Below are 24,015 nucleotides of genomic sequence, written 5' to 3' on the forward strand. Positions count from 1 at the left end.
CTGCTGTACTGAATCCAAGTATAAAACCTCCTGTTAGGGGAGAATCAATTGCTCGCTGTGACTTCACTATATTTAGAGGATTATTTAAGATTTATAACAAGAAAAAAAAGAGACCGGGTTCGGTCTCTTTTAGTTATTTCTCGATAGGAGGTATGAATTAATTCGCAAAAAAGTTCGGCAGGAACTCTTTATTAGCTTCCAGCATTTCGTCCAGCATCCGAATCGCTACGTCCACGGACGGAACAAGCGGGTGATGTGCGAGCGCCTGAAGGGCAAGGGCGCGATCTCCGGTTACAGCGGCGTCAATCGCCAGCTGTTCATAGGTTTTGACAGCATGAATGAGTCCTTTAGCCATGGTTGGAATTTTGGTCAGTGGCAGAGGTAGCGGGCCGTTTTTGGTGACCACGCAGTTCACTTCAATGCTGGCGTCATCTGGCAGGAAGTCCAATATGCCGCGGTTAGCGACATTTAGGGTCTGAATGTCGTTTGATCCGTTATGGAGCGATCTCATGAGATTAACAGCTGCTTCTGAGTAAAAAGCACCGCCGCGCTGTTCCAGCTGCTTCGGCTTCTCGCTTAGCTCTAGATTGCCATAAAGCTCGAAGAGCTCTTCTTCTACACGTTTGACGACTTCAGCACGGTTAATGCCTTGTTTATGGGATTCCATCTGCTCTTCGAGCATGGCATCGGTCATATAGAAATATTTTAAATAGTATGAGGGCAGTGCATGAAGGGATTGCAGGAATTCCGGGTTCCATTCTCTTGCCGGTACGTTCTTAGCGCTGTAGCTGGTTGTATCTGCAAGCATATCATCCAGCTTGTCTTCACCTTCAACATCGATACGAGTAATCCAGTGCAAGTGGTTGAGGCCCACAAATTCGGCATATACGCGGTCTGCTGCTACATTATATTTGGCAGAGACTTGCTTGATCAGGCCGATAGGTGCGTTGCACAGGCCAATACTTTTAACCTTAGAATATTTCAGAACGGCTTCGGTGACCATCCCAGCAGGGTTAGTGAAATTGAGCAGCCATGCGTTGGGAGCCAGTTCCTCGATATCACGGCATACATCCAGAATAACAGGGATGGTGCGCAGTGCTTTCATCATTCCCCCAGGACCTGTTGTTTCTTGGCCAATAACGCCATATTTGAGCGGAATCGACTCATCACGGGCACGGGCATCAAGCATGCCGACACGCATCTGGGTGCTGACGAAGTCGGCGCCTTCGATAGCTTTACGGCGGTCTGTTGTCAGATGAACCTCAATCGGAAGGCCGGATTTCTCCACCATACGTTTTGCCAAGTTACCTACAATATTCAGCTTGCGAAGACCAGGCTCAATATCTACAAGCCATAATTCGCGCACGGGAAGTTCTTTATAGTGAAGAATGAATCCCTCTACTAATTCTGGGGTATACGAAGAACCTCCACCGATAACTGCAATCTTTAATCCTTGGTTAGCTGCCAAGATTAATCACTCCTGTCTTGTAGTTTGTTTGATCGATTCATAATCCTGAAATTTCCGCATTTTGTCATATACTTCACTACTAAGGGCCAATCCATCTTGATCCATAGCTGACCATACTGCACCGACTACAGGCTCTGTGGCAAGGGTAACCACGGTTGCCTGAGGGGCTGCAGCATGTACAGCTTTCTCGATAGGCTGGCGAATCCAACCGCGATCCCCTCGGGTTAGCAGACTTCCTGCCAGCACCACATCGAAGGTCTCCTGCTCCATGCCTAGCTTGTGAATGATAGCTGCCGCAGACTTACCTAGTTCAACCCCTTGCCGATGTAAAATCTCCAACGCTACGGCATCGCCTTCAGCTGCTGCTTCAAAGAGCAGGCGAGCAACATTTACAGGGACTTTTTTCCAATGATCGAGGAAATCGTGAAACAAATGCCCAACTTCCTCATAACCTAGCATTTTTAGCAGTAAGCCTGTTAAGAGGGTGGGCTGTTCCCGGCCGTCCCAAGCTCGGATAACGGAACGAAACACCTCAATATTGAGTGCGCCACCTCCGCCAAAATCACCGTACATATAGTCAAAGCCGCCGCATTGATAATGCTCTCCCTGCAGGTTTCTGCCTGCTGAATTGGTGCCGGTGCCGCAGATGAGCGCGACACCATATGGGCGATTCGTTCCGGCGCGTAGACCGATCATAGTGTCACAGTTAATAGTGTATTTGGTGAATCCTATCTGGCGTATCATCGGATGGAGAATAGCGTAGTCGGCCTCGCGATCAGCACCGGCAAGTCCGAGATAGGTATGCTGGATGTCTTCCAACCGGAGTCCGGCTTCAGCCAGTGCCCCGAATGTGGCCTCTTGAATACTGTTGGCGGCCTCAAGGGCGCCTGTCTGGTGGTTGCCGTTACCGCTCTTGCCTTTACCAAGAACATTGCCATGTTCATCGCTTAGCAGAGCATAGGTTTTCGTGCCTCCCCCATCGATCCCCAAGTAGTAAGTCAATGGTCGTCACTCCTAGTGTATAAAATTTAATCTACTCAGCTCCGGTAGACTCACGTACGATAAGTTCCGGATCAATCCGCATCCCGGCTCCGCGTTTCATCTTTCCAGAGATGCGTTTGAGCAGCATATCCGCGGCTGCCAGCCCGATTTTATCCGCAGGCTGACGTATTGTTGTCAGATGTGGATGAAGCTGTGAAGCAATATAATGATCGTCATAGCCGACCACTGCCACCTCTTCGGGTACCTGAATACCCGCTTCCATCAGGGCATTGATGACTCCTAGCGCGATATTGTCATCCCCGGCGAATACGGCGGTGGGCAGCTTTCCTTCCTTCAGCCAACGTTTGCAGGTATCGTATCCCATCCCAATATCGAAATCACCTGGTACGATCTCAAAGGGGGTCAGCCCTTGTTCCTGAAGCGCCTGTAGGAATCCACTGCGCCGCTCCCGCGTACTCCGGAACATTTCCTGACCGCAGAGATGAGCGATTGAAGTATGTCCCAGCTCCAGCAGATGACGCGTAGCTGCATATCCCCCCTTGAAGTTGTCGATCGTGATGGAGTAGGTATCATTTTCGGGCTTCTGATTATCTATCAGCACATAAGGGATACCCCGCCGTTTTAACTCCACAATATAATTGTCCTCTTCCATTGGAGAGAGCAGAATTAAACCGTCTACACGATCCTCCTGAATTAAATAATGGCTGTCATCCGATTCGATGCCTGTTGAGATGGATATCGCTAAAAAATAACCATGCATCGCTAATATTTCATTCAGCTCTTTGACCACTGCGTCAAAAAAGGAATCTTGCAGGGTAGTGACAATAATACCGATAATTCCCGTCTTACCGCTTGCCAGACTGCGTGCTGCAGCATTAGGGCGGTAATCCAGCTCTTTAATTGCCTCCAGCACTTTTTGGCGGTTATTCTCGCGCACCGATTCGGCCCCATTTAACACCCGGGATACGGTTACAACGGATAATCCGGATTTTTTGGCTACATCAAAAATACTCACTTTCATCTTTAATTCTCCTCACGGCAGATTTTCCGATCCTGTTTTCTACTTCCAGTATACAGGGTTGGCAGACTGTCCGCTAAACGTATGATTTCACGCAGGTATACCGTCCCTAAAGGGGCGGTATACCTGCCAAACAGTTATCGCTGAATGATCTCTGTAACTTTCTTCTGAATCGTCGCCATCACCTCTTCAACCGTCTTATGTCCAGTTTCTACTGGCTGCAATTCATTAATGAACATGTCATTAATTTGCGAGTAGTTGGTAATTAAGTGGTTGTAGGATTCGAAGCCGTAGTTAACAGCACCCTCGTAGACATTTTTGATATCCTGTGGATCGATACCTTCAAAATGTTTATAGTAAGCTTCTGCAGCTTCGGTGTTGACTGGTGGGTTACCGCCACTAAGCTCAATGGATTTCTCCTGTACATCGCTTGTGATCAGGTATTTGATCCATTCAAAAGCTTCCTTCGGATGTTTGGAGTCCTTCAAGATCAGCAGCGGATCGACATAAAGGGTGCTGCGTACCTTATCATTGCCTCCCCAAGGCACAGCGGCAACGCCAATTTTGAAGGGGAAGTCATTTGCGCCTGCAAGGTTCCATGAGCCTCCGATAGACATGCCGATTTTACCAGCAACAAAGGGATCACCGTTCTGTCCAGCTACGCTTTTGCTCCATTCGGAAGAAGGAGAGACTTTATCCTTAAAGACAAGATCAAAAAGCTTGTTGTAGGCAGCGATCACTTCAGGGGAGTCAAAATAAGTCTCGGAAGGCACGCCGCCATTAGTCCATGTATCCTCTGAGTAAGGCTCCGCTCCAAAATATAATGGCCGCATATCGCGTTCGGACCAAGTGAAGTCTACGCCATATTGAGTTTTGGCGATATCATCGGATACAAGCGTCATTTGTTTAGCTTCTTCGACCATTTTTTCAAACGTCCAGCTCTTATCTTCATAATCGCTTGTTGGATAAGTCAGTTTGGCAGCATCAAACATGTCTTTGTTATAGAGCATCAAGGTGACATACATATTGACCGGGATGCCGTAAGTGTGATCTTTAACCTTGTAGATGCTCATCAGATTCTCTGGGATGCTATAATCCTCTGCCTTGAAACCATCCTCTTTCATAAGGTCGGTCATATCGAGCAACATACCCTTATTGTAGTATTCTGCGAAACCTCCATACCCCCAGTGACTTGTCACGTCGGGCGATTTGCCGCCGGCAATTAGCGTTTGCAACTTGCTGTCGAACTGCTCATATGGCGCTTTTTCCACTTTCACTTTAATATTCGGATGCTGCTTCTCGAAGTCAGGGATTAATTTTTCGACAAATGTGCGGTCTTCTGAATCTATTGTGTAATGGGTAATCGTTACCGTTTCTGCTTTGCCTCCAGAATTAGTAGAGCCACCGTTTCCTTCAGATAGGGCGTTACCCGCCGATTTGCCGCCGCTACAGCCTGATAAGGCTAGAACAACGAGCATGGTTGCTGCAAGTAAAAGCGCAATACTTTTCCTGTTCTTGTTCATTAGCTAAACCCTCCATGATTTCAAGTATATTTGGCCGCCGGATGGCGGATTATTACTTAATCCCTGTAAGTACAATCCCTTCGACGAACTGTTTCTGGGCTACAGCAAACAGCGTAACGATTGGGACCATAGCTAGAACCGAAGCAACCATCAGCAGATGCCAAGGTGGAATGCGGAACCTCGATGAGGTGAGAGAAGCCATCCCGACGGGTAGCGTGAACTTATCTGATGAGCTTAAGTAAAGCACTGGCGTAAGCAGATCATTCCAGTTGTAGATAAAAGCAAAGATAGCTACGGTTGCAAGTGCAGGTTTGGAGAGTGGGATTGCTATGGTAGCCCACATTCGTATTTCGCCACAGCCATCAATGCGTCCGGCATCAAACAGCTCTTCAGGCAATGTAGAGAAGAATTGGCGCAGCAGAAAAATATTATAGGCTGAACCGAAGAAAGCAGGCACGATCAAGGGTAAAAAGGTATCGATCCAGTTCATTTGCGAAAAGAGTACAAATTGCGGAATCATAATGGCTGGATAGGGTAACATCATGGTGCTCAGCAGCAGGATGAACCACACCTGATTACCTGTACCTCTGAATCTGGCGAATCCATAGGCGACTAGCGCCGAAGAAATCAAGGTTCCCACAACACTAAAGCCGGCGATAATCAGACTGTTTTTATAAAGTGTACCGAACTGCAGGGTATCAAATATTTCTGTGTAATTGCTCCACTGCCAGCTCTCCGGAAGAAAGGTGGGTGGGAACTTCAGCATCTCGCGTTTGGACTTAAGTGAAGTGGAGACCATGAAGAACAAAGGAAGCAGCATCAGAAATGTTGTAACTACTAGAGTAATAAAGCTGAAAATCTTAACAGGCTCCGCTTTCCGGCGGCGTTTTGTTCCTTTAGTCCGGGGGCTTAGCGCTCTGACTGTACTCATTTGCGTCCGCCTCCTTCATAGTGAACATAACGGTTAGACAATTTCATAATTAGTGCGGTGCACAGCATAACTACGATAAGGAGCACCCATGCCAAGGCTGAGGAATAACCGGCACGATATTCTTTGAAAGCACTGGTGTAGAGATTATAGACATAGAACCAGGTAGAGTAATTCGGCCCCCCTTGAGTCATGACAAAAGCTTGGGTAAAGACTTGGAAGGAATCGATCAGTCCCATAATTAGTTGGAAGAGCAGCACGGGAGAGATCATCGGTAAGGTAATGTTCAGGAAGATTCTGAAGCGCCCAGCACCGTCAAGGTTAGCGGCTTCGATCAAGCTTGCCGGTACGCCTTGCAGACCTGCGAGGAATAAAATCATTCCTGAACCTGCTGTCCAGAAAGTCATGATAATCAAGGCATATAGCGCAGTGTCTGGGTTCATCAGCCAAGCCGGTCCATGAATACCGAACCAGGAAAGGATGTAATTGAAGAGCCCGATCTGCGGGTTGAAGATCCAGTACCACAGCAGGGACATGGCCACGCCGGATACCATGCTTGGAAAATACATTGCTGTTCTGAAAAAGCCGCGCAGAGGAATGGTCTGGTGGAGCAATAGCGCAAAGCCAAGACCGAGCGCAAGCTGGATAGGTACACCGATGAAGGTATATCTCAGCGTGACAACCACCGATTTCCAGAACAGGTCATTGTGAAACATCTCTGTGTAGTTAGCGAGCCCGATAAATTTAGGTGGGTGTATGATGTCATAATCAGTAAAGCTGAAGTAAAGCGATGATAAGATAGGATAAAGGGCGAATACTAGGAAGCCGATAATCCAAGGAGAAATGAACAGATACATGTAGAACGTCTGCCGCCTGTTCTCGCGATTGATCATGACACACCAACCTCTCGTTTTAAAAGTATAAGCGCTTTAACTTTTAATCAAACTAACACTATTAATTAGCAATAATACTAGGCGCCTAGAGATTAAAGTTTAATCGCTTTAACTTTTTGATTCGCTTTAATAAGCTTATCATAGAGGATGATCACTAAATAATCAACACTTATTTTAACTATAAAAGCGCTATCAGTTATTAAACGTAACATGTATTCTGCTATTTTTGTGAAAAATGGACCTAGAACAAGATTTGAGAGATTATTGTGTTAACTATTATAACGCAATATTATTATTTTTTGATTGATATTTCTCATGCTATGATTAGGTTTGGTCATATTTTGTTAGAAATGAGGAAACTGAATGACGACTAGACCTTACTTAAAAATGATCCAGCATTCTGTTACAGCCTCAGGGATTAGCTTTGAGGAAATTACACCAAATTTCGTATATAGAGCGACAGATGGAGTGAAATCATTTGTGATGGTAGACGCTGAGATCGGACTAAACAACAGTGCTTCTACGATTATTGCCATGAGTAAATCTCTAACTTATGATGTTTTGCATAAGGCGAATATCCCAGCCGTAGAACATATTTATTTGCCGCATCCTGACTCCAAATTTAGCAATTTGAATCCTTATCCATTGGCTGAGCGTTATTTCCAAGCGCGCAATGGGGAGGTAGTTATGAAGCAGGATAACGGGGCGCAGGGAAAGCATGTGTACAAAATCAATGAGATAGCCGATCTGCACGAAAAGCTCGATTTATTATTTTCTTTACAGCTTAATGGGGCAATAGGTCCTTATTATGAAGCGGAGATTGAGTATAGAATTGTAACCTTTAATCATCAGGCGCGTGTATTCCTTGGCAAAAAAAGAGTTCGTTCGTGGAAGCATAATTTGATTAACGGGGCTGTTACGATTGAGGTGAAAGATCAGGCCAAACAAGAGGCGCTGGCGGAGCTTGCCTCCCGGACCTCTAAAGCGCTGGGCCTTGATTTCTGCTCAGTAGATATCTTAGAGACAAATCAAGGCTTGATGGTGATTGAGGTCAACCATAAGGTGATGTTAGATGAATATTGCAAGCAAAATCCAAGTGAAGTACCTGGCCTCTCAGACCTTTACAGGGAAGTTATTCTTCAGCGTATGAATCAGTTATAAGCCGATATTCAGCAGCGATTGCCCGAATAATCTTTTGGCATTTCCGATTAGAGTTTGCGTACCCACGATTACAATAATCTCCGAAGGTGATTGTTCTTTAAGATACGTAAGAGCATCCTCTAAACAAGGGAATTCGGAACTTTTTTTGAGAAAACTTTTGGCGATTAGCAGGGCATCCGTAGGGAAAAATAGATGGCTTATATCGGGTTTGGTTACGATTAGTTGATCCGAGACTGTGCTCATGACTTCGATGACCCCTGTGTAATCTTTATCCTTAGGGACACCGATGATGGATGTGACGGTACGGCTGCGCTCAGGATTCACTAATTGAATAAGTTCAGCCAGATAGCTTGCAGAATCTCTATGAATAGCTCCGTCAATAATCGTCAGCGGGTCATGATAGATAACTTCACAACGCCCCGGCCATTGTAATTGTTCAAAACAGTGGTGTACGATCTCCTGATCCAAGGGTCCCCCTGTAATCTCTTCACAAAGTGACACTGCGCTAGCAGCATTGACCGCTTGAAACTGTCCCAATAGCGGGAGGGTCAAGGATGGATAAATGGCTTGCTTCGTCCGGACATCAAAAGTAGTCCCGATAGAAGTGGTTGTGATAGATTCAGCTAAAAACTGTTCTTCATAATATTGCACAGGGTTGGAGGAGAGGTTGTCCTTCATGATCGCAAGAACTCCCGATTTCTGTTTGCTAACATAGACATTTGTTGTGTTGTTTTTGACAATCCCCAGCTTGTGCAGTGTAATGCTGCTCAGATCAGGTCCCAAATGGGCTACATGCTCTTCCATAATTGGGGTAATGACAGCCCAGTCATTGCTCAGGACATTGGTGTCATCAAACCTTCCCCCTCTACCGCATTCAATCACATTGATATCTGTACCCTTCTCCTTAAAGTACAAAGCCGCAATAGCCAAAGCAACCCCAACCGGACCTTGATATTCGTCAGCAGCAAGCTGCTCCTCAATCTGGTGGAAGCCCCCGCGAATTACATTACCTAATCGTACAAAATCTTCGGTGGCTATTGCCTGCCCATTGACCCGGATTCTTTCGTTGAAATCCACCAGGTGAGGGGAGGTGAATAACCCCACTTTATATCCCAAGTGACTTAACAGAGAGGAGATAAATCTAGAGGTGGAGCCTTTACCTTTACTGCCTGTGACCAGTATGTATTTTTGATTACGATCCGGACTTCCAACTGCATCCAGTAATACTCTGGTTAACTCCGGTTTTCTAACTTCTTCATCCAAAGTTTGTGTAATGTTGTTAATGGCTCTTAGATAAGAGCTGTAGATCATATCTTCAACTTGGGATTGTGAAGTGAATTCCACGGAAATCCCTCCATTTAATTAATTTTGGCGCGTTCCTCAGATAGTGTTGTGTAGATGATAATCGGAAGTAACACAAGAGAAATGATGACGGTCAGAGCGATGCTCCAGTTCAAATCTTTATATAGCTGTACTATGGTGAACAACAAAGCGATAACAGGTAAGACCAGTTTGTTTAAGTGCTTTAGGAATAAGGAGTACATACTTCTTTTTACGGTAACTGATGTGCCGATGCTTGGAATTTCTAACTCGTTACGCGATAAGGCGGTGATTCCGATAAATAAGTGGCTGTCGATAAATTTAAGCTGCTCATTATCCGCATGAAGCTTGACCGACTGGGCAATATGCTCCGTATCGATGTCTAAGATGGGGATGGTGATTTGTTTTAAATTATAGGAGATCACGATCTGATCTGTTTCTTCCATGCCTAGCAGTTTTCTAACATTCGGATGAATTCTGCATAAATTCTGGTGCTCATCAAAAGGGTAAGGATGGCCCACTCTGAGGGTGAGCTCTCTTTTGCCAATAAAAAAGTTCCCTAATGCACTTAAGGGCCGTTGGATCAGTTGATTGATAAGTTTATGTATACCTGGCTTGGGTTGGGAACGCGTCCTAGCGCGAGTAATGATTAATGGGTCATGCCCCTCGGAATGGGTTTCAAGCAATAACATGATGTATCTGTTGAAGTAAAGGGTATTCGGTTTGGCTGTGCTATCTTCTCGTAAAGTTAGGTTTACCCGGAAGCCGTTTGTGGGATTGATTAGTTCCACTTGATTCGTATATTTACGGACGAGTGCTGGACAGGCTTTTACATAGGGTTTGGCAATCTCGTCCACTTTAGGAATTCCCCGAAGAACTGTGTCGTATTCTGGCTTCGTTATAGTTAATCCTGTAGTGAGGCAGTCCCCGAGCTTGTCCTTTGCCCGTTTGGATAATTGGATTGTACCTCTTGGCACCTCATCTGCCGATAAAATTAAACAGCTGACTTTCACACCATTCTCTGCTGTAAGATCAACGAAGATATGCTGGACTAAACCTAATTCCTTTAACTCTTCAGAGTTCATTGTGATTTCTTCACGAGGTTGAAGGCTTTGTTTGTCTAGAATAGTAAAGGTTTGCTCGATAATAATGTCAGACACCGCCCAATAGTTTAATGATTTGTTCAAGGGAATGAATGGTTTTTTGGAATAAATCAAACGCATTCGGGTTACGATAATTTCGATTAATTTCAATTTGAATACTTTGAACTAACAATTCCTTAGCACAATATGAAGTAATCGTTCCAGGATGGGAAGCGGAAAATGTATGATTTTGTCGAACTTTGGTAATACCATTATTGTTAAAGATGCCTATGACGTCATTTAAATTATTCTCTCGTATAGAGGTTCCGTACAGTGTCCCTAGGTCAATATCAAACTCCCGAAGTTTGGAAGCCCCGTGCAGATCGATCACAAACTGAATGCGATGTTCTTTGACAAGCGCTCGTAGCGCAGCCTTATATTCTCCACCTAAGATGTAATTTGGGTCTTCTTTGGAGAAGCTATTCGAATAAATACAGTAGCAATTTGTGAGCTTTTGTAACAAGAGGGCAAGGGAGCCTGTATACATGTCAGCTGGTTTTACAGCATGTTCTCGAAAATGGTTAATGGCATGTGGAGCTGAGACAAGTACAGGAAGGGAGCCTTCTACAATCGAGTAGGAGGGATCTACCCCGATATCGCCAAAATAATTATTATTGGAGAATTGTAGCTCATACTGTTCGATCAGAGATAAAATATGCAATCACCTATTCATAGTTATTTAATGGGTCGTTAACCATTAGTATGTCCTAAGCATTCACCATTCATGAATAAGGATTAATCTATTATAACGCTTGCAAGGTTTGCCGTGGGCAGTTTTTCCATAAAATGATTCTAAAAGATTAGCTATTGAAAAGTTCAAAATGGTGTGCTAATATTTCAATTGAAAACGTTACCGATAAGGATACCGATAAGGATACCAAAAAGTAGGCTGGGGATTACTTAAGCAAATGAAAACGCTGACATAATTTTCACTGAGAGCATCGGAACGTCTTCATGCGAAGTAATTTAATAAAAAGTACGAGGGGGAAGAAGAATGAAGAATATCAAAAAATATTTAGGGCTCATGTTAGTAATGTCTATGGTTGTTGTCTTAGCGGCAGGATGTGGGAATAAAGAAAATAATTCTGCATCCAATGATGGAAACGCTACATCTGGTAAAAAAGGGTCAGTTTATTTCTTGAACTTCAAACCTGAGATTGCAGAAATATATGAAAAGATCGCTAAGGATTACGAAGCAGAAACAGGAGTTAAGGTAAAAGTCGTAACGGCTGCTGCGGGTACTTACGAAACTAAATTGAAATCCGAAATCTCCAAGTCTGAAGCGCCAACTATTTTCCAAATTAACGGACCTGTTGGTTTTCAATCCTGGAAAGACTACACCTTGGATTTGAAAGATACTAAGCTTTACAGCTATCTGTCCGACAAAAGCTTGGCTGTAACTGAAGGTGAAGGTGTGTATGGTATCCCTTACGTAGTTGAAGGATACGGCATCATCTACAACGACGCAATTATGAAGAAATACTTCGCTTTGGCTGATAAAGCGGTATCGATCTCCTCCACAACTGAGATCAATAACTTCGACACTTTGAAAGCAGTAGTAGAAGATATGACGGCTAAAAAAGACCAACTGGGCATTAAAGGTGTATTCGCCTCCACTTCCCTCGCTGCTGGTGAGCAATGGAGATGGCAGACTCACCTTGCAAACTTGCCGCTGTATTATGAATTCAAAGACAATACTGAGTTTGATAACACCGTTCTTGCGGGTCTAGCTTCTAAAGAAGTTGAATTCAAATACAACGATAAATTTAAAAACATCTTCGATCTGTATATCAAGAACTCTGTAACTAAAGAATCCTTGCTGGGTAGTAAATCCGTAGCTGACTCCATGGCTGAATTTGCACTTGGTAACGCAGCTATGGTTCAAAATGGTAACTGGGCTTGGTCACAAATCAACGATGTTGACGGTAACGTAGTTAAAGCTGAAGAAATCAAATTCTTGCCTATTTATACAGGTATGGAAGGCGAAGAAAAACAAGGTCTGGCTGTAGGTACAGAAAACTATTTCGCAATCAACAGCAAAGTATCTGCTGAGAACCAACAAGCTTCTATCGCTTTCTTGGAATGGTTGTTCTCCAGTGAAAAAGGTAAAGCTTATGTAACTAACGATCTAGGTTTCATCGCTCCATTCAATACCTTTAAAGACAGTGAAAAACCAGCAGACCCACTTGCTAAAGAAGTATCTGCTTGGATGGAAAAAGATCTTACTTCTGTAGCTTGGACATTCGCAGCATTCCCAAGTGAAGAATTCAAAAACGTTTTTGGTGATGCCCTCTTGCAATACGCTCAAGGAAACAAAACTTGGGATGAAGTTGTAACCATCTTCAAGGACACTTGGAAGGCTGAAAAAGCAAAATAATAAATGTATGGAAAGATGCTTGAATAACACTCAGTTGTCATACAGATAAAAGCTTAGTGCCACTGGGCTCCCTCGGGATTCAGTGGCACTAAGCAACAATTGGAGTGGATCTTGCTACATCTGTTTCATCATTTTCCATACTGAGATAGGAGAAGACTCCATGGAAAAATCGATAAAAAAATATTTTGCTCTTTTTGCATTACCGACCATAATAGCCTTTGGAATTGCCTTTGTGATCCCTTTTCTGTTGGGTATATATTTGTCTTTTACAGAGTTTACTACAGTCAATGATGCAACATGGATAGGGTTTGGCAATTACGCTAAAGCTTTTTCGAATCAAGAGTTTCTAAATGCATTAGGTTTCACTGTTAAATTCACAGTTTTATCTGTTCTTACTATTAATGTGTTCGCCTTCATCTTGGCGATGTTGTTAACTAGAAAGCTAAAAGGTACCAACGTATTTAGAACGATCTTCTTTATGCCTAACTTGATAGGCGGTATCGTATTAGGATACATCTGGCAGTTGATTTTTAATGGGATTTTGTACAAATTCGGTGTCACTTTGACCTCTGATGCAACGTATGGATTTTGGGGACTAATCGTTCTTATGAATTGGCAATTGATAGGGTACATGATGATTATCTATGTTGCAGGTATTCAGAATGTTCCTAAAGATATAGTAGAAGCCGCAAGAATTGATGGAGCTTCACGTTCTAAGATTTTGCGTAATGTGACTATTCCACTCGTAATGCCGTCCATTACTATTTGTTTATTCTTAACCTTATCCAATTCATTTAAATTGTTTGACCAGAACTTAGCATTAACCGCTGGTGCTCCGTCTAAGCAGACCTCCATGTTAGCACTGGACATCTACAATACATTCTACGGAAAATCAGGATGGGAAGGTGTCGGTCAAGCGAAAGCCGTCGTATTCTTTGCTTTAGTAGCCTTAATCGCCTTAATACAACTTGTCATTACTAGAAGAAAGGAGGTTGAGAACTAATGCAAAAGACTAGAGCAAAAGATTACTCCATATTCACCATTTTGTTGGTCTTGGCCATTGCGTTCTTATCTCCTATTTTTATTGTTCTGATGAACTCCTTCAAGGGTAAGTTCTACATTAGTGATACGCCGTTCTTATTCCCTAATGAGACTACATTTGTTGGTTTAAAGAACTATACTAGTGGTGTAGCAAAGATTGATTTTTTCAGTGCCTTCGGAATGTCCTTGTTTATCACGGTATGCTCGGTGGCTGTGATCGTGTTATTTACTTCCATGACTGCATGGTACATTACCCGGGTGAAGTCCAAATTCACAGGTATGATGTATTATGCGTTTGTATTCTCGATGATCGTGCCTTTCCAAATGGTTATGTTCACAATGACTAAGACTGCAAACGTGCTGCATCTCGACAATCCGATTGGGATTATCTTAATCTATTTAGGGTTTGGATCAGGGCTGTCTGTGTTTATGTTTAGCGGATTTGTGAAGTCTATCCCGCTTGAAGTTGAAGAAGCGGTAATGATTGATGGCTGTAATCCACCTCAGGCCTTCTTTAAAGTGGTATTGCCCATCCTGAAACCTATTGCTGTAACTGTAGCTATCCTTAATGTAATGTGGGTATGGAACGACTTCCTATTGCCAGACCTGCTGATTGGTACAGAGTATAAAACGATTCCTATTGCGATCCAGTACCTAAAAGGTGGATACGGATCGATTGACATGGGAGCTATGATGGCGATGCTGGTCTTAGCTATTGTGCCAATCATCATTTTCTACCTGACTTGTCAAAAGTACATCATCGAAGGTGTCGTTGCAGGTGCGGTTAAGGGTTAAGCTTGATCTACCTCGTTAAATAAATTAATATTCATGTAAGAAGCGAGTAGGGTGTTTTTCTTGATGGGTGACCATCAGGAATCCCCTGCTTTCTTATTTTGACTATGAAGTTGAATAAGGATTAAGGAGTTTGATAGATACTAACAAGTAAAGGATAGATAGAAATGGAGAGACTGACTATTATAGACATCGCCAAATTATGCGGTGTTGGCGTGACTACTGTATCAAGGGCTATTAACAATCATCCGGATATTAATGAAGAAACAAAAGCGATGGTTATGAGGGTTATCAAAGAAAATCATTATGTTCCGAACAACAGTGCAAGAAATTTAAAACGTTCTGATTCGAAAACGATTGCAGTATTGATTAAAGGGATATCCAATCCATTTTTTAGCCCGATGATCAAAGTGTTCGAAAAAGAGATTCAACGCAAGAAATACTCCTTCATCCTACAACGAGTTGATGAGAATCAAGATGAGATCGAAGTGGCGATTGAGCTGGAGAAAGAAAAACGGTTGAAGGGAATTGTCTTCTTAGGGGGGTTATTCTCACACTCTCAAGAGAAATTACAGCAATTAACGGTTCCATTTGTCCTTAGTACGATTGGGATGACGGAAGAGTTTGATTTGAGCGACTATTCCTCTGTATCTGTAGATGACTTTAATGAGAGTTATAAAATTGTCGACTATCTATGTAATCTAGGGCATGAGAAAATTGCGGTCATTACTGCACCAGAAGAAGATGTAAGTATCGGTAAGTTGAGATATGAAGGGTATAAAAAGGCTTTAGCTGATCATGGAATCGCTTATAATGAACGGCTAGTGCGGCGGATGAAAGAAGATATCGACAGTTACAGTATGGAAAATGGGTATGCGGTTACAAAAGAATTGCTAGAGTTAGGAGAAGAGTTCAGCGCTATTTTCACCTTATCAGATAGTATGGCTATCGGCGCCTGTAAGGCGATATTTGAAGCGGGCAAGCGAGTCCCGGAAGATTACTCGGTTGCTGGTTATGACGGATTGGATATTTCCTTCTATTATAATCCTTCTATTACTACCATCAAACAGCCGGTAGTAGAGATTGCGGAAGCGACGATTAAGATTCTTTTTGATCTCATCAATAAGAAGGTTAATCATGCGCATCAGATTTTCCCGGCAGAATTAATAGTTAGAGAATCTACGAGGTCTTTATTGTAGTTTCAACAAGTGAGTATGTTTAAGTTTATTTACGAATCGGGGTGGGGAGATAGAACCGCAAGAGATTAAACCTAACGATATCAACAGCATCACACGGTTTCTCACCGCATTTGGTGATCCTACTCGGATTCGGATTGTTACGTTATTAGGGAATAAAGGTCGGCTGAATGTTGGGGAAATTGCAGGGGAATTCGAAATAAGCAGGCCAGCGATTTCACATCATCTCAAAATCCTACGGGATGCCCGCATTGTTGACCATAAAAAGAGAGGCCAGGAAGTTTATTACTGGCTGGCGCGTGAACGGCTAGCAACAAACTTTAGGGCGCTTGCTGATTTGGCAACGTCGTTTAATCATGGGGACTAAGCCATCTCAAGGGAATGGTTCAGTCCCATTTTAGGATAACCAGGCATTTACCATATCCGAGACGGGTTTATAGATAAATATCATCCATCCCAGTGGGTTAGAGAACGAAATATGTAACGCATTAATAAGACTGAAGAAAGTTCCCAGCAACAGAAGAAATGAGAAAATCCACATCTCCTTGATTAATTTTTTCCTCCACATCAGGGGAACTTCAATGGCTGCTATAATGGCTACAACTATGAGAATCACTACTATACCCAATATTCACAACCTCCCAAACCATCTAGTTTCGTGATATTAAGTCTTTGCTCAGTGCTCTTCTGAACATTACTGCGCTTAACAAAACCAAGTGTAGTAATAGGTTAACACTCGATACTCAAAGATTCCACCTACAGATATGCGCCTTGCGATGTTATACATGGTTTTGTTCACTCCAATTCATCACTTCGTCTCTTCTAGGAAAGAGTTAGTCACTTTCCCTAACAGGCGAATCTTAATATCCATCTTTACGCTTATTGGAAGGTTAACAAAGGTCTCATCCCAATTGTTTCGCAGTTTCTTCCACGCCTGCGGGTTAGAACGATGGATGATTTCGCCGAATCCAAAAATATCGCTTTTGTATTCATTCTGTACCTTTTTAATAGTAGTTTTAAATAAATTTTGGACTTTTTTATTGGCGATTTGTTCTAATTCGGTGATAGTTTTTGTGTCTGTCAGTTCTAGATTTCTACACTGAACCTCTCCTATATCTGATTCTATATGTTGCTCAATACTGACTTCTGGTTTGTCACTATGGATGCTGCCTTTCATTTTGGAACGGGCTTCAAATACATCAAGCGAAACCTTTTTACCTTCGGGACATTGGATATAGAAAACAGTGCTCTCAACTTTATTGGTTAAATAGTTATACACTTTTGATTCCTCAGGATTTAGCCAACCAATCAATTTGTCCTCCTTGAATACGGCCAATCCGGAGTATTTCAATTCTGTTGGAGAGTCTACCGTTTCAACATTATTCGGAGTTTCTCCTACATCTAGACTCCCCTCGATGACAACACCTGTTAAGACTGGATTCTTACCCCTACTCACAAGTTCTGTAATTAGTGTTCCTAATGTCACAGTAGATGTAGGTGCCCAATTTTTCTCCGAGCTTTCCAGACTGAAAAACAATCGCACGGCAGGAATCTTTTCAAGACTGGTTAATATTTTCAACGCATCTTCTGCCTTTGCATCCTTTGCTACCACTATAAAATAATCATTTCGCGTATCGGTATCTCTTGACATGAAATCAAGAACATCACTAATTCCCTCTTTAGCCAAATCCTCGCCAAGGACTAGGATTCGTAAATGAGAGATATAAATTTTACGTGGACTAACGGTTGTGATTTTCCTAAGGGCTTCATATACGGTATGCCCCGTCGCTTTGTAAAGGTTGACTGGTGCCTGAGGAGAGCCTCCCTTTGAGCCAGCGATTTGACTGGGTAAGACCACTTGTGCAGAAACTTGATATTGATCTCCAATTTTATCGATACCTATTCCTACAGCAATCGCAAGATCATTTAATTCTCGGCGGCTCCAGCAACCTGTTACAAATATTTGCATGAGAATAAGAACACAAATCAGAAGCGATCTTCGTTTCATGGTTTAATCCTCCGTTAGATCTTTCGGTATTCATGACTCCCAGCCCATCTTTAGCTTCTAGATTTTAAGCCTTTGCTCAGTGCCCTTCGAAACATCCCCACACCTAACAACACCAAGGGTAGAAATAACCCGAAGGTTATAACATAGTACACCCAATAATTATCGAATACTTTGTTGTAATAGGTGTAATTTGGCGCAATAAGAGGTGCTAGTGTAACCAAAATTAATCCTGTGGGTAGAGTTAGCACTCGGTACTCTTTTAGTTTGAATAATTGAGACAACCCCAGAACGAAAGCATAGAAGTATAAGGTAACTTCTATAAACAAGGTTAACATCCAAAGTAGTGCTATCATGGCTTCCACCCGCTCGAAGAAACCACCAACGGATATGCGCCTTGCAATGTTATAACTGGGATAGATATCCCTGGTTGTCAGATCCGGACCCAGCACTAATATGGAAATAGTGATTGTCAGGAAGATAATAATACCGCCTAAGAAACAGCCCTGTAATAAGCCTTTGGTTATCTTTTGTTGTTGGTGTACATAAGGGAGAAACATTAGAAAAACAACCGGTTCTAAAAAGGTGTAAGCCGTAATGGAAATAGACCCTCTCACCACTGGTTTTATGCCATCCTCCAATATGGGCAGTAATCTGACAATCTCCATCTGAGGAATAATTGCGACTGTCAGAATCAGAAATAGGATAATAATCATAGGTGTAAAGATCTCTCCAGCTCGTCCTATGACTTCAATACCTAGTCGTGTAGCCATAATCACGATCACCATGAATAAGATTAAAACAGCCGGAATAGGGGTTCTCGGTAATATTTCGGATGTAACGAACTCACTGAGTTCTCGCATGCTTCCAACGGTGACGATAAGAAAATACATTAAGGTCAAAAGCGATAGAATAGTCCCAATCCATTTTCCAAAAGCCTTTTGAATCACTTCAATAAGCGTTAGTTTGGGGTACAACTTTGCGAACTTGCTGTACATATAGATGGCTAGTAAACCTACGATCATGCCAATTAATGCGGAAATCCAGGCATTTTGTCTGGCGTAGTGTGTAGTGGAAGGGGGGATTACGAGAATGGAGTCCCCGATCGTAAGGAACATAACCAGTATGGTAAGCTGGCGAGTACTTATTTTACCTTTTTCGAGCATGGCTTTGTTCACTCCAATTTATCACTTCATAGGTCAAGGTTTCAGGGGCTATTCCTCTGTGAGATCTCCCGGTTTTTCCGGTGGTGTGCTCTTTTCCCGAACGATATTTTTTTTATTGATTAGCTTAGGGCGGGTAAACATAGCCCAATGCGGCATTCGGAAAAAGGTGTCCTTTTGATCGGCGAGATTATAGGGAGCAAACGGGCTCAAATAAGGAACGCCAAAGGAACGTAAGCTGCACATGTGAAGAACTATCGCAATAACCCCGATGATGATACCGAACAAACCAAAAGATGCAGCAAGGAACATCATCGGGAAACGGAGCATTCTGATGGTCAGGGCAAGATCGAAGGATGGCAGCACAAAGCTGGAGATAGCAGTAATAGCGACGACAATAAGCATGGCAGCAGAAACAATGCCGGCATCAACTGCCGCAGTCCCAATCACCAGGGTGCCTGCAATGGATACAGATTGGGCTATGGTTTGAGGCATTCGTACACTCGCTTCCCTTATAATCTCGAAGGCGAGCTCCATTAAGAGTGCTTCAATAAATGCTGGAAGCGGTACGCCCTCCCGTTGTGCAGCTAGACTGATCAGCAGGGTTGTGGGCAGCATCTCCTGATGAAAGGTAGTAATAGCTACATACAAAGATGGGGCTAGTAGTGAAATAAAAATACTGAAGTATCTAAGCATCCGTACTAAGGTGCTGACATCGGCACGTTGATAATAATCTTCCGCTGTCTGCATGAAGGAAACGAATAAGGTAGGGACCGTCATTACTATAGGAGTCCCATCTACTAATATGGCTACTTTTCCTTCCATAAGAGCAGCAGCTATAACGTCAGGACGTTCCGTATGATGGATGGTTGGAAATGGGGTATAGGTTTCATCCTCGATTAATTCTTCGATATAGCCACTTTCCAGGATACCGTCAATGTCGATCCGATCTAAACGTGAGTGTACTTCTTGCAGAATCTCATCACTAACAATGCCATTGATGTACATGAGGGCTACGTCTGTCTGTGTTACACGTCCAATTTGCTGTGTTTCTAACCAAAGATTGGGGTCTTTTATTTTCCGCCGGATTAATGCGGTATTCGTGCGTAAGCTTTCTGTGAAGGCTTCCTTTGGTCCACGAATCACCGTTTCAGTGGCACTTTCCGTTACGCCACGGTCTTTCCAGTCACGCATGCCTATGGTGAACCCTTTGGTATATCCATTGAGTAAGAGGATCACATCTCCGGATAATAGAGAGGTGAATAAAGAATTGAACTCCGTCACATCTTTAATATCCCCTACAGTGAGCATGTGATCTTTTAATAATTGATAGTTGGCTGTTTGTGTATCAAGACTTGGATCTGGAAGTTCTAAGATTAGTGATTCCAGAATGAAATCCTGAATAGCTTTACTATCCGCCAATCCATCTGTATAGAAAATAGCTGCTTTAATCTGGTGTTTGGAACCAATAAAGAATTCTCTAATCACAAGATCTGTACTATTGCCGAGTGTTGTTTTTATATATTGAATATTATCTTGAAGTTTTTCTTTAATAGGTTCCTTAGGTAATTCTTTAGTGGGGTTGGGGTGCCCTAATGAAGGGTTCTTAAAAACTTTTGTTATTGTTCTGTTCAGAAATCCCATAGTTGTTATCCCTCTTCCGCTGGTGCTGTAAATATAGCTATTACCATAATGAGGGGGGATTATTCTAAACCATAGATGGGTTCATACACACCAAAAAAGCCGCAGAGAGATTCTCTGCGGCTAGCTAGAAGCGCTTAATTAAGACTTTAAGACGTCCAATCGTTATATAGATGCTTCTCCGTTAGGATAGACAACAACTGAATACCAACCTCATTATGGCCACCTTCAGGGATGATCAGGTCAGCGTATTTTTTGGATGGCTCGATAAACGCTTCATGCATGGGTTTAACTGTACTCAAATATTGATGATGGATCGACTGGATGCTCCGTCCACGTTCTTCAATATCTCTAAGGACCCGGCGGAGAATACGTACATCAGGATCGGCATCTACGAATACCTTGATGTCGAGCATTTCACGGAGATTCTCGTCAGAAAGGACGTGGAGTCCCTCAATGATTACAATATTGTTTGGCTTCAGCTCTACCGTCTCTGTAGTGGAGCGGGCATGGACTGTAAAGTCATACACGGGAGCGAATGCGGTCTGTTCTTCGCGCAGAGATTTAAGATGCTCAATGAGCAGCTCGTTATCGAAAGCGAAAGGATGATCGTAATTAATGGATTCACGTTCAGCAAAGCTGAGATGTGAGTGATCCTTATAGTAGTTATCTTGAGATATGAAAGTTACCTTTCCCGTTCCAAGACGGTCAATGACGGAGCGGGCTACGGTTGTTTTTCCCGAGCCGGTGCCGCCGGCGATACCAATAATGAGCATGTGATTCAATAACCCTCCCTAAGATTGCCGTTGCAATTCCAATATTGTAGCACAGCGCTCATGTTTTTTCACCTTAGATCGGGTAAAATTAAGATGGGATTTTTGGAAATTCGTCTATATTAGGGACAAGGCAAATCCGGAAGGGGTTATCCAACGAATGAACGAAATAAAAACCGTACAAGAGGCTTTTAATGAAACGGCCTATCGAATCGCAGGGAATGGGAATAGAGATGTGCAAGTGTTGAAGGAAGCCTTGGCAGCCGTAGAGAACAGTACGGCATCTGATATCTATGGAACGGGCGAAGTGATTGAAGATTTCCAGACGAAAATGGCGAATATCCTGGGCAAAGAAACCGCGGTTTTCTTTCCGAGCGGAACGATGGCGCAGCAAATCGCTTTAAGAATCTGGTGCGATGAAAAAGAGGTGAAAAAAGTAGCCTATCATCCCTTATGCCACTTGGAGATCCATGAGCAGGATGGCATGAAGGAATTACATCATATTGAGCCTATCTTGCTTGCGGATAAGGACCGATTAATCACTTTGGAGGATGTGGCGAATCTAAAGGAGGATATCGCTTGTCTGTTGCTGGAATTACCCCAGCGCGAGATTGGTGGTCAGCTGCCAGAGTACACGGAGCTTGAAGCTATTTCTGCTCATTGCCGTGCACGCGGCATTAAATTGCATTTGGATGGGGCGAGATTATTTGAGATTCTTCCGTATTACGGGAAGTCAGCAGCTGAAATCTCTGCACTCTTTGATAGTGTGTATATATCCTTTTATAAAGGAATTGGAGGAATCGCCGGGGCAATTCTTGCAGGCAGCGAAGACTTTACGAAGCAATCAAAGATATGGAAACGGCGGCATGGTGGAGACTTAATCAGTTTATATCCGTACATCATTTCTTCTGATTATTATTTCCGGCAAAGAGAGGGCAGGATGCAGCAGTATTATGAAGGCGCGAAGGAGCTTGCTGCTTGGGTTAATCAATGTCACGACGTAACCACTCTGCCCGCTCAACCTGTCTCCAATATGTTTCACATGCATTTTCAAATGTCTAAGGAACAAATTGAACCGATCCTGTCAGCGGTGTATGAGGCGACAGGAATCGGTTTAAGCGCGGGTATAAGAGCTACCGGGGAGCATACTTCTTATTGTGAGATCAGCATTGGAGACAAGTATGCCGACATCCCAAAAGAAAAGCTTAGAGAGTTTTTTCTGCTGCTCGATAAGCTAATGAGCGAATCATCTGCCGAGTAGCGTACGGAGTAAGGAGATTCGTAATAATTGTTTTTTTATAAGCTTCATGCGAAACTCATTTTTTAATTGATTGTAGATCAGCGGGCAATGGTTAAGCGCCCAATGGTACATGAATTTAAAGTCTGTAGCATCTTTTGCAGAATTTAATAAATAGTATGAGATCGTATCGTAAGCATTATGGTTGAACCATTCCGTCATTTCCTGTGCGTTATATCCATATTTCTGCACGGCCATATTCTTAATGAGTTTCTTTTCTTCCAGATTCTCAATTAAGAATCCCTGGCTCAGATTAAAGGTGATATTGTTCCCGTGTATTCTGTACACGCCGGCAATCACATCAATGAAGCCCGCATCACCTACCAGCAGGGAACGCAAATAGATGGAAGCATCGTTGACCATATTCATATCTAGGATATCCATAGCCATTAAGGCCCCTCGTTTAAAAACAGTAGTTAAAGTAGAGGCGGGTTTTGGATATCCTTTTTTCTCAAAATTCATGAAATAATCGCGTTTCTTAATAATGCTGCTAAGCTGCAGATTGGAGATTTTTAGTTGTTTGGCTTTGGAATACTCCAGGAACACATTCGCAGCTACAAATGAAATTTCGGGATGAAGGAGATGGAAGCGGACCGCTTTACTGAAATAATTCATGTCGATCAGATAATCATCATCATCGAGAAAAAGAACATATTCCCCATCACCATGTGCAGCGAAAGCTTTTCGGCGATTATTTCCAGGTCCGCTATTGGTAGCATTGCGCATGTAAATGACCCGTGGCTCCACCCCAAAGTGTTGCTGCATTAACTCTTCCGTGCCATCTGTAGAACAATCATCAATCACTGTAATCTCTTTATTGGGATAGTCCTGCATTAAGATACTTTGGATCGCTTGGTATAGGAATGCTTTTCTATTATAGGTAGTGATAATGACACTGATCTTGGGGGAATCGGCTAAGGACTGGACCGTTGGATAGGAAATTTCCGTATCCGAAATGCGGCTTTCCATTTTAACCAACCCCTGAATTAAACCTGCGATATCGCTGGCAACAATGCTGAATTGTTCAGATAAATAGAATTTCAAGGTATCCTCTGAAGCCCTCCCCGTGAGATAAGCATGAATAACCTCAGATAAGGTTTCCAGATAAGGTTTGATTTGTACATTTTGTTCTTGATCTATGATCTGGCGGCATCTTTGCAATAGTTCTGTATCATCTATTTGGATGGTGGGTGAATGGTTTATTTCATCATTTAGGTCATTTAAAAAGACGTAACAGGCTTGCTGCAAAACCTCGCTATGATCCATTTCCAGTCC

The 24,015-nt window shown here is 43.0% G+C and carries 21 protein-coding genes; 6 read left to right on the forward strand and 15 right to left on the reverse strand.

Annotation, left to right across the window (positions count from 1 at the left end; all coding sequences use genetic code 11):
• Positions 1-157 precede the first annotated feature (157 nt).
• The 6 genes from MKZ16_RS01200 to MKZ16_RS01225 form a co-directional block, all read right to left on the reverse strand.
• The gene (locus tag MKZ16_RS01200) at positions 158-1,468 is read right to left on the reverse strand and encodes a 6-phospho-beta-glucosidase (RefSeq protein ID WP_076101120.1); all 1,311 of its coding nucleotides are present in this window, start codon (positions 1,466-1,468) and stop codon (positions 158-160) included.
• 6 nt (positions 1,469-1,474) lie between these two features.
• A complete protein-coding gene (locus tag MKZ16_RS01205) occupies positions 1,475-2,470 on the reverse strand; it encodes a BadF/BadG/BcrA/BcrD ATPase family protein (protein WP_076107306.1) in 996 nt (331 codons plus the stop codon).
• Positions 2,471-2,501: 31 nt separating this feature from the next.
• Positions 2,502-3,491 carry a LacI family DNA-binding transcriptional regulator gene (locus tag MKZ16_RS01210; RefSeq protein ID WP_076101123.1) on the reverse strand — a complete coding sequence of 330 codons (990 nt, stop codon included), beginning with the start codon at positions 3,489-3,491 and terminating at the stop codon, positions 2,502-2,504.
• Positions 3,492-3,625: 134 nt separating this feature from the next.
• On the reverse strand, positions 3,626-5,011 hold the full coding sequence (locus MKZ16_RS01215; RefSeq protein ID WP_076107308.1) for a sugar ABC transporter substrate-binding protein: 1,386 nt from the start codon (positions 5,009-5,011) through the stop codon (positions 3,626-3,628).
• Between the two features lie 52 nt (positions 5,012-5,063).
• On the reverse strand, positions 5,064-5,942 hold the full coding sequence (locus MKZ16_RS01220; RefSeq protein ID WP_038568194.1) for a carbohydrate ABC transporter permease: 879 nt from the start codon (positions 5,940-5,942) through the stop codon (positions 5,064-5,066).
• The gene (locus tag MKZ16_RS01225; protein WP_036687229.1) at positions 5,939-6,832 is read right to left on the reverse strand and encodes a sugar ABC transporter permease; all 894 of its coding nucleotides are present in this window, start codon (positions 6,830-6,832) and stop codon (positions 5,939-5,941) included. Before MKZ16_RS01225 ends, MKZ16_RS01220 begins: the two co-directional genes overlap by 4 nt.
• A gap of 363 nt (positions 6,833-7,195) precedes the next feature.
• Here MKZ16_RS01225 and MKZ16_RS01230 point away from each other — a divergent pair, with 363 nt between their 5' ends.
• Positions 7,196-7,993, forward strand: a complete 798-nt coding sequence (locus MKZ16_RS01230) for a hypothetical protein (protein WP_076107309.1) — start codon at positions 7,196-7,198, stop codon at positions 7,991-7,993.
• Here the strand turns inward: MKZ16_RS01230 and MKZ16_RS01235 are convergent.
• Genes MKZ16_RS01235 through MKZ16_RS01245 form a run of 3 tightly spaced genes read right to left on the reverse strand, consistent with a single transcriptional unit; the run spans position 7,988 to position 11,116 of the window.
• Complete coding sequence (locus tag MKZ16_RS01235; protein ID WP_076107311.1) at positions 7,988-9,337, reverse strand: Mur ligase family protein; 1,350 nt, start codon at positions 9,335-9,337, stop codon at positions 7,988-7,990. The genes MKZ16_RS01230 and MKZ16_RS01235 overlap by 6 nt on opposite strands.
• 14 nt (positions 9,338-9,351) lie before the next feature.
• Positions 9,352-10,500 (reverse strand): hypothetical protein, encoded by a 1,149-nt coding sequence (locus tag MKZ16_RS01240; RefSeq protein WP_143759130.1) that lies wholly within the window; start codon positions 10,498-10,500, stop codon positions 9,352-9,354.
• Entirely contained in the window at positions 10,466-11,116 is a 651-nt protein-coding gene (locus MKZ16_RS01245; RefSeq protein ID WP_076101130.1) for an N-formylglutamate amidohydrolase, read from the reverse strand. The genes MKZ16_RS01240 and MKZ16_RS01245 overlap by 35 nt, the downstream gene beginning before the upstream one ends.
• 333 nt (positions 11,117-11,449) lie before the next feature.
• Between MKZ16_RS01245 and MKZ16_RS01250 the strand changes: the two genes are divergently transcribed.
• The 4 genes from MKZ16_RS01250 to MKZ16_RS01265 all read left to right on the forward strand — a co-directional run bounded on the left by MKZ16_RS01250 (position 11,450) and on the right by MKZ16_RS01265 (position 15,864).
• A complete protein-coding gene (locus MKZ16_RS01250; RefSeq protein ID WP_076107314.1) occupies positions 11,450-12,832 on the forward strand; it encodes an ABC transporter substrate-binding protein in 1,383 nt (460 codons plus the stop codon).
• A 160-nt stretch (positions 12,833-12,992) separates the two neighbouring features.
• The gene (locus MKZ16_RS01255) at positions 12,993-13,835 is read left to right on the forward strand and encodes a sugar ABC transporter permease (RefSeq protein ID WP_036687240.1); all 843 of its coding nucleotides are present in this window, start codon (positions 12,993-12,995) and stop codon (positions 13,833-13,835) included.
• Positions 13,835-14,668 carry a carbohydrate ABC transporter permease gene (locus MKZ16_RS01260; RefSeq protein ID WP_036687243.1) on the forward strand — a complete coding sequence of 278 codons (834 nt, stop codon included), beginning with the start codon at positions 13,835-13,837 and terminating at the stop codon, positions 14,666-14,668. The genes MKZ16_RS01255 and MKZ16_RS01260 overlap by 1 nt, the downstream gene beginning before the upstream one ends.
• 164 nt (positions 14,669-14,832) lie before the next feature.
• Positions 14,833-15,864 (forward strand): LacI family DNA-binding transcriptional regulator, encoded by a 1,032-nt coding sequence (locus MKZ16_RS01265; protein WP_076107316.1) that lies wholly within the window; start codon positions 14,833-14,835, stop codon positions 15,862-15,864.
• A gap of 394 nt (positions 15,865-16,258) precedes the next feature.
• Here the strand turns inward: MKZ16_RS01265 and MKZ16_RS01270 are convergent, their stop codons facing one another.
• The 5 genes from MKZ16_RS01270 to udk form a co-directional block, all read right to left on the reverse strand.
• The gene (locus MKZ16_RS01270; RefSeq protein ID WP_235219548.1) at positions 16,259-16,489 is read right to left on the reverse strand and encodes a hypothetical protein; all 231 of its coding nucleotides are present in this window, start codon (positions 16,487-16,489) and stop codon (positions 16,259-16,261) included.
• Between the two features lie 180 nt (positions 16,490-16,669).
• Positions 16,670-17,869 carry a Ger(x)C family spore germination protein gene (locus tag MKZ16_RS01275; RefSeq protein WP_076107318.1) on the reverse strand — a complete coding sequence of 400 codons (1,200 nt, stop codon included), beginning with the start codon at positions 17,867-17,869 and terminating at the stop codon, positions 16,670-16,672.
• A 50-nt stretch (positions 17,870-17,919) separates the two neighbouring features.
• Positions 17,920-19,044 carry an endospore germination permease gene (locus MKZ16_RS01280; RefSeq protein ID WP_141240317.1) on the reverse strand — a complete coding sequence of 375 codons (1,125 nt, stop codon included), beginning with the start codon at positions 19,042-19,044 and terminating at the stop codon, positions 17,920-17,922.
• 36 nt (positions 19,045-19,080) lie between these two features.
• Positions 19,081-20,673 (reverse strand): spore germination protein, encoded by a 1,593-nt coding sequence (locus MKZ16_RS01285; RefSeq protein ID WP_076107321.1) that lies wholly within the window; start codon positions 20,671-20,673, stop codon positions 19,081-19,083.
• 146 nt (positions 20,674-20,819) lie between these two features.
• Complete coding sequence (udk, locus tag MKZ16_RS01290) at positions 20,820-21,446, reverse strand: uridine kinase (RefSeq protein ID WP_036687251.1); 627 nt, start codon at positions 21,444-21,446, stop codon at positions 20,820-20,822.
• Positions 21,447-21,603: 157 nt separating this feature from the next.
• On the opposite strand from udk, the gene MKZ16_RS01295 reads away from it, so the two are divergent.
• Entirely contained in the window at positions 21,604-22,704 is a 1,101-nt protein-coding gene (locus MKZ16_RS01295; protein WP_076107323.1) for a beta-eliminating lyase-related protein, read from the forward strand.
• Here MKZ16_RS01295 and MKZ16_RS01300 read toward each other — a convergent pair.
• Entirely contained in the window at positions 22,690-24,006 is a 1,317-nt protein-coding gene (locus tag MKZ16_RS01300) for a glycosyltransferase family A protein (RefSeq protein ID WP_076107325.1), read from the reverse strand. The two genes, MKZ16_RS01295 and MKZ16_RS01300, sit on opposite strands and share 15 nt — an antisense overlap.
• Positions 24,007-24,015: the final 9 nt, after the last annotated feature.

This window comes from Paenibacillus sp. FSL R5-0928 (assembly GCF_037970385.1).
Taxonomy (GTDB): Bacteria; Bacillota; Bacilli; order Paenibacillales; family Paenibacillaceae; genus Paenibacillus_AQ; species Paenibacillus_AQ odorifer.

What these genes read in the sequence shown, in the direction of transcription:
- MKZ16_RS01210 (WP_076101123.1), bottom strand. Translation starts at nt 3,491, where the DNA reads ATGAAAGTGAGTATTTTTGATGTAGCCAAAAAATCCGGATTATCCGTT.
- MKZ16_RS01215 (WP_076107308.1), bottom strand. Translation starts at nt 5,011, where the DNA reads ATGAACAAGAACAGGAAAAGTATTGCGCTTTTACTTGCAGCAACCATG.
- MKZ16_RS01220 (WP_038568194.1), bottom strand. Translation starts at nt 5,942, where the DNA reads ATGAGTACAGTCAGAGCGCTAAGCCCCCGGACTAAAGGAACAAAACGC.
- MKZ16_RS01225 (WP_036687229.1), bottom strand. Translation starts at nt 6,832, where the DNA reads ATGATCAATCGCGAGAACAGGCGGCAGACGTTCTACATGTATCTGTTC.
- MKZ16_RS01230 (WP_076107309.1), top strand. Translation starts at nt 7,196, where the DNA reads ATGACGACTAGACCTTACTTAAAAATGATCCAGCATTCTGTTACAGCC.
- MKZ16_RS01250 (WP_076107314.1), top strand. Translation starts at nt 11,450, where the DNA reads ATGAAGAATATCAAAAAATATTTAGGGCTCATGTTAGTAATGTCTATG.
- MKZ16_RS01255 (WP_036687240.1), top strand. Translation starts at nt 12,993, where the DNA reads ATGGAAAAATCGATAAAAAAATATTTTGCTCTTTTTGCATTACCGACC.
- MKZ16_RS01260 (WP_036687243.1), top strand. Translation starts at nt 13,835, where the DNA reads ATGCAAAAGACTAGAGCAAAAGATTACTCCATATTCACCATTTTGTTG.
- MKZ16_RS01265 (WP_076107316.1), top strand. Translation starts at nt 14,833, where the DNA reads ATGGAGAGACTGACTATTATAGACATCGCCAAATTATGCGGTGTTGGC.
- MKZ16_RS01275 (WP_076107318.1), bottom strand. Translation starts at nt 17,869, where the DNA reads ATGAAACGAAGATCGCTTCTGATTTGTGTTCTTATTCTCATGCAAATA.
- MKZ16_RS01285 (WP_076107321.1), bottom strand. Translation starts at nt 20,673, where the DNA reads ATGGGATTTCTGAACAGAACAATAACAAAAGTTTTTAAGAACCCTTCA.
- udk (WP_036687251.1), bottom strand. Translation starts at nt 21,446, where the DNA reads ATGCTCATTATTGGTATCGCCGGCGGCACCGGCTCGGGAAAAACAACC.
- MKZ16_RS01295 (WP_076107323.1), top strand. Translation starts at nt 21,604, where the DNA reads ATGAACGAAATAAAAACCGTACAAGAGGCTTTTAATGAAACGGCCTAT.
- MKZ16_RS01300 (WP_076107325.1), bottom strand. Translation starts at nt 24,006, where the DNA reads ATGGATCATAGCGAGGTTTTGCAGCAAGCCTGTTACGTCTTTTTAAAT.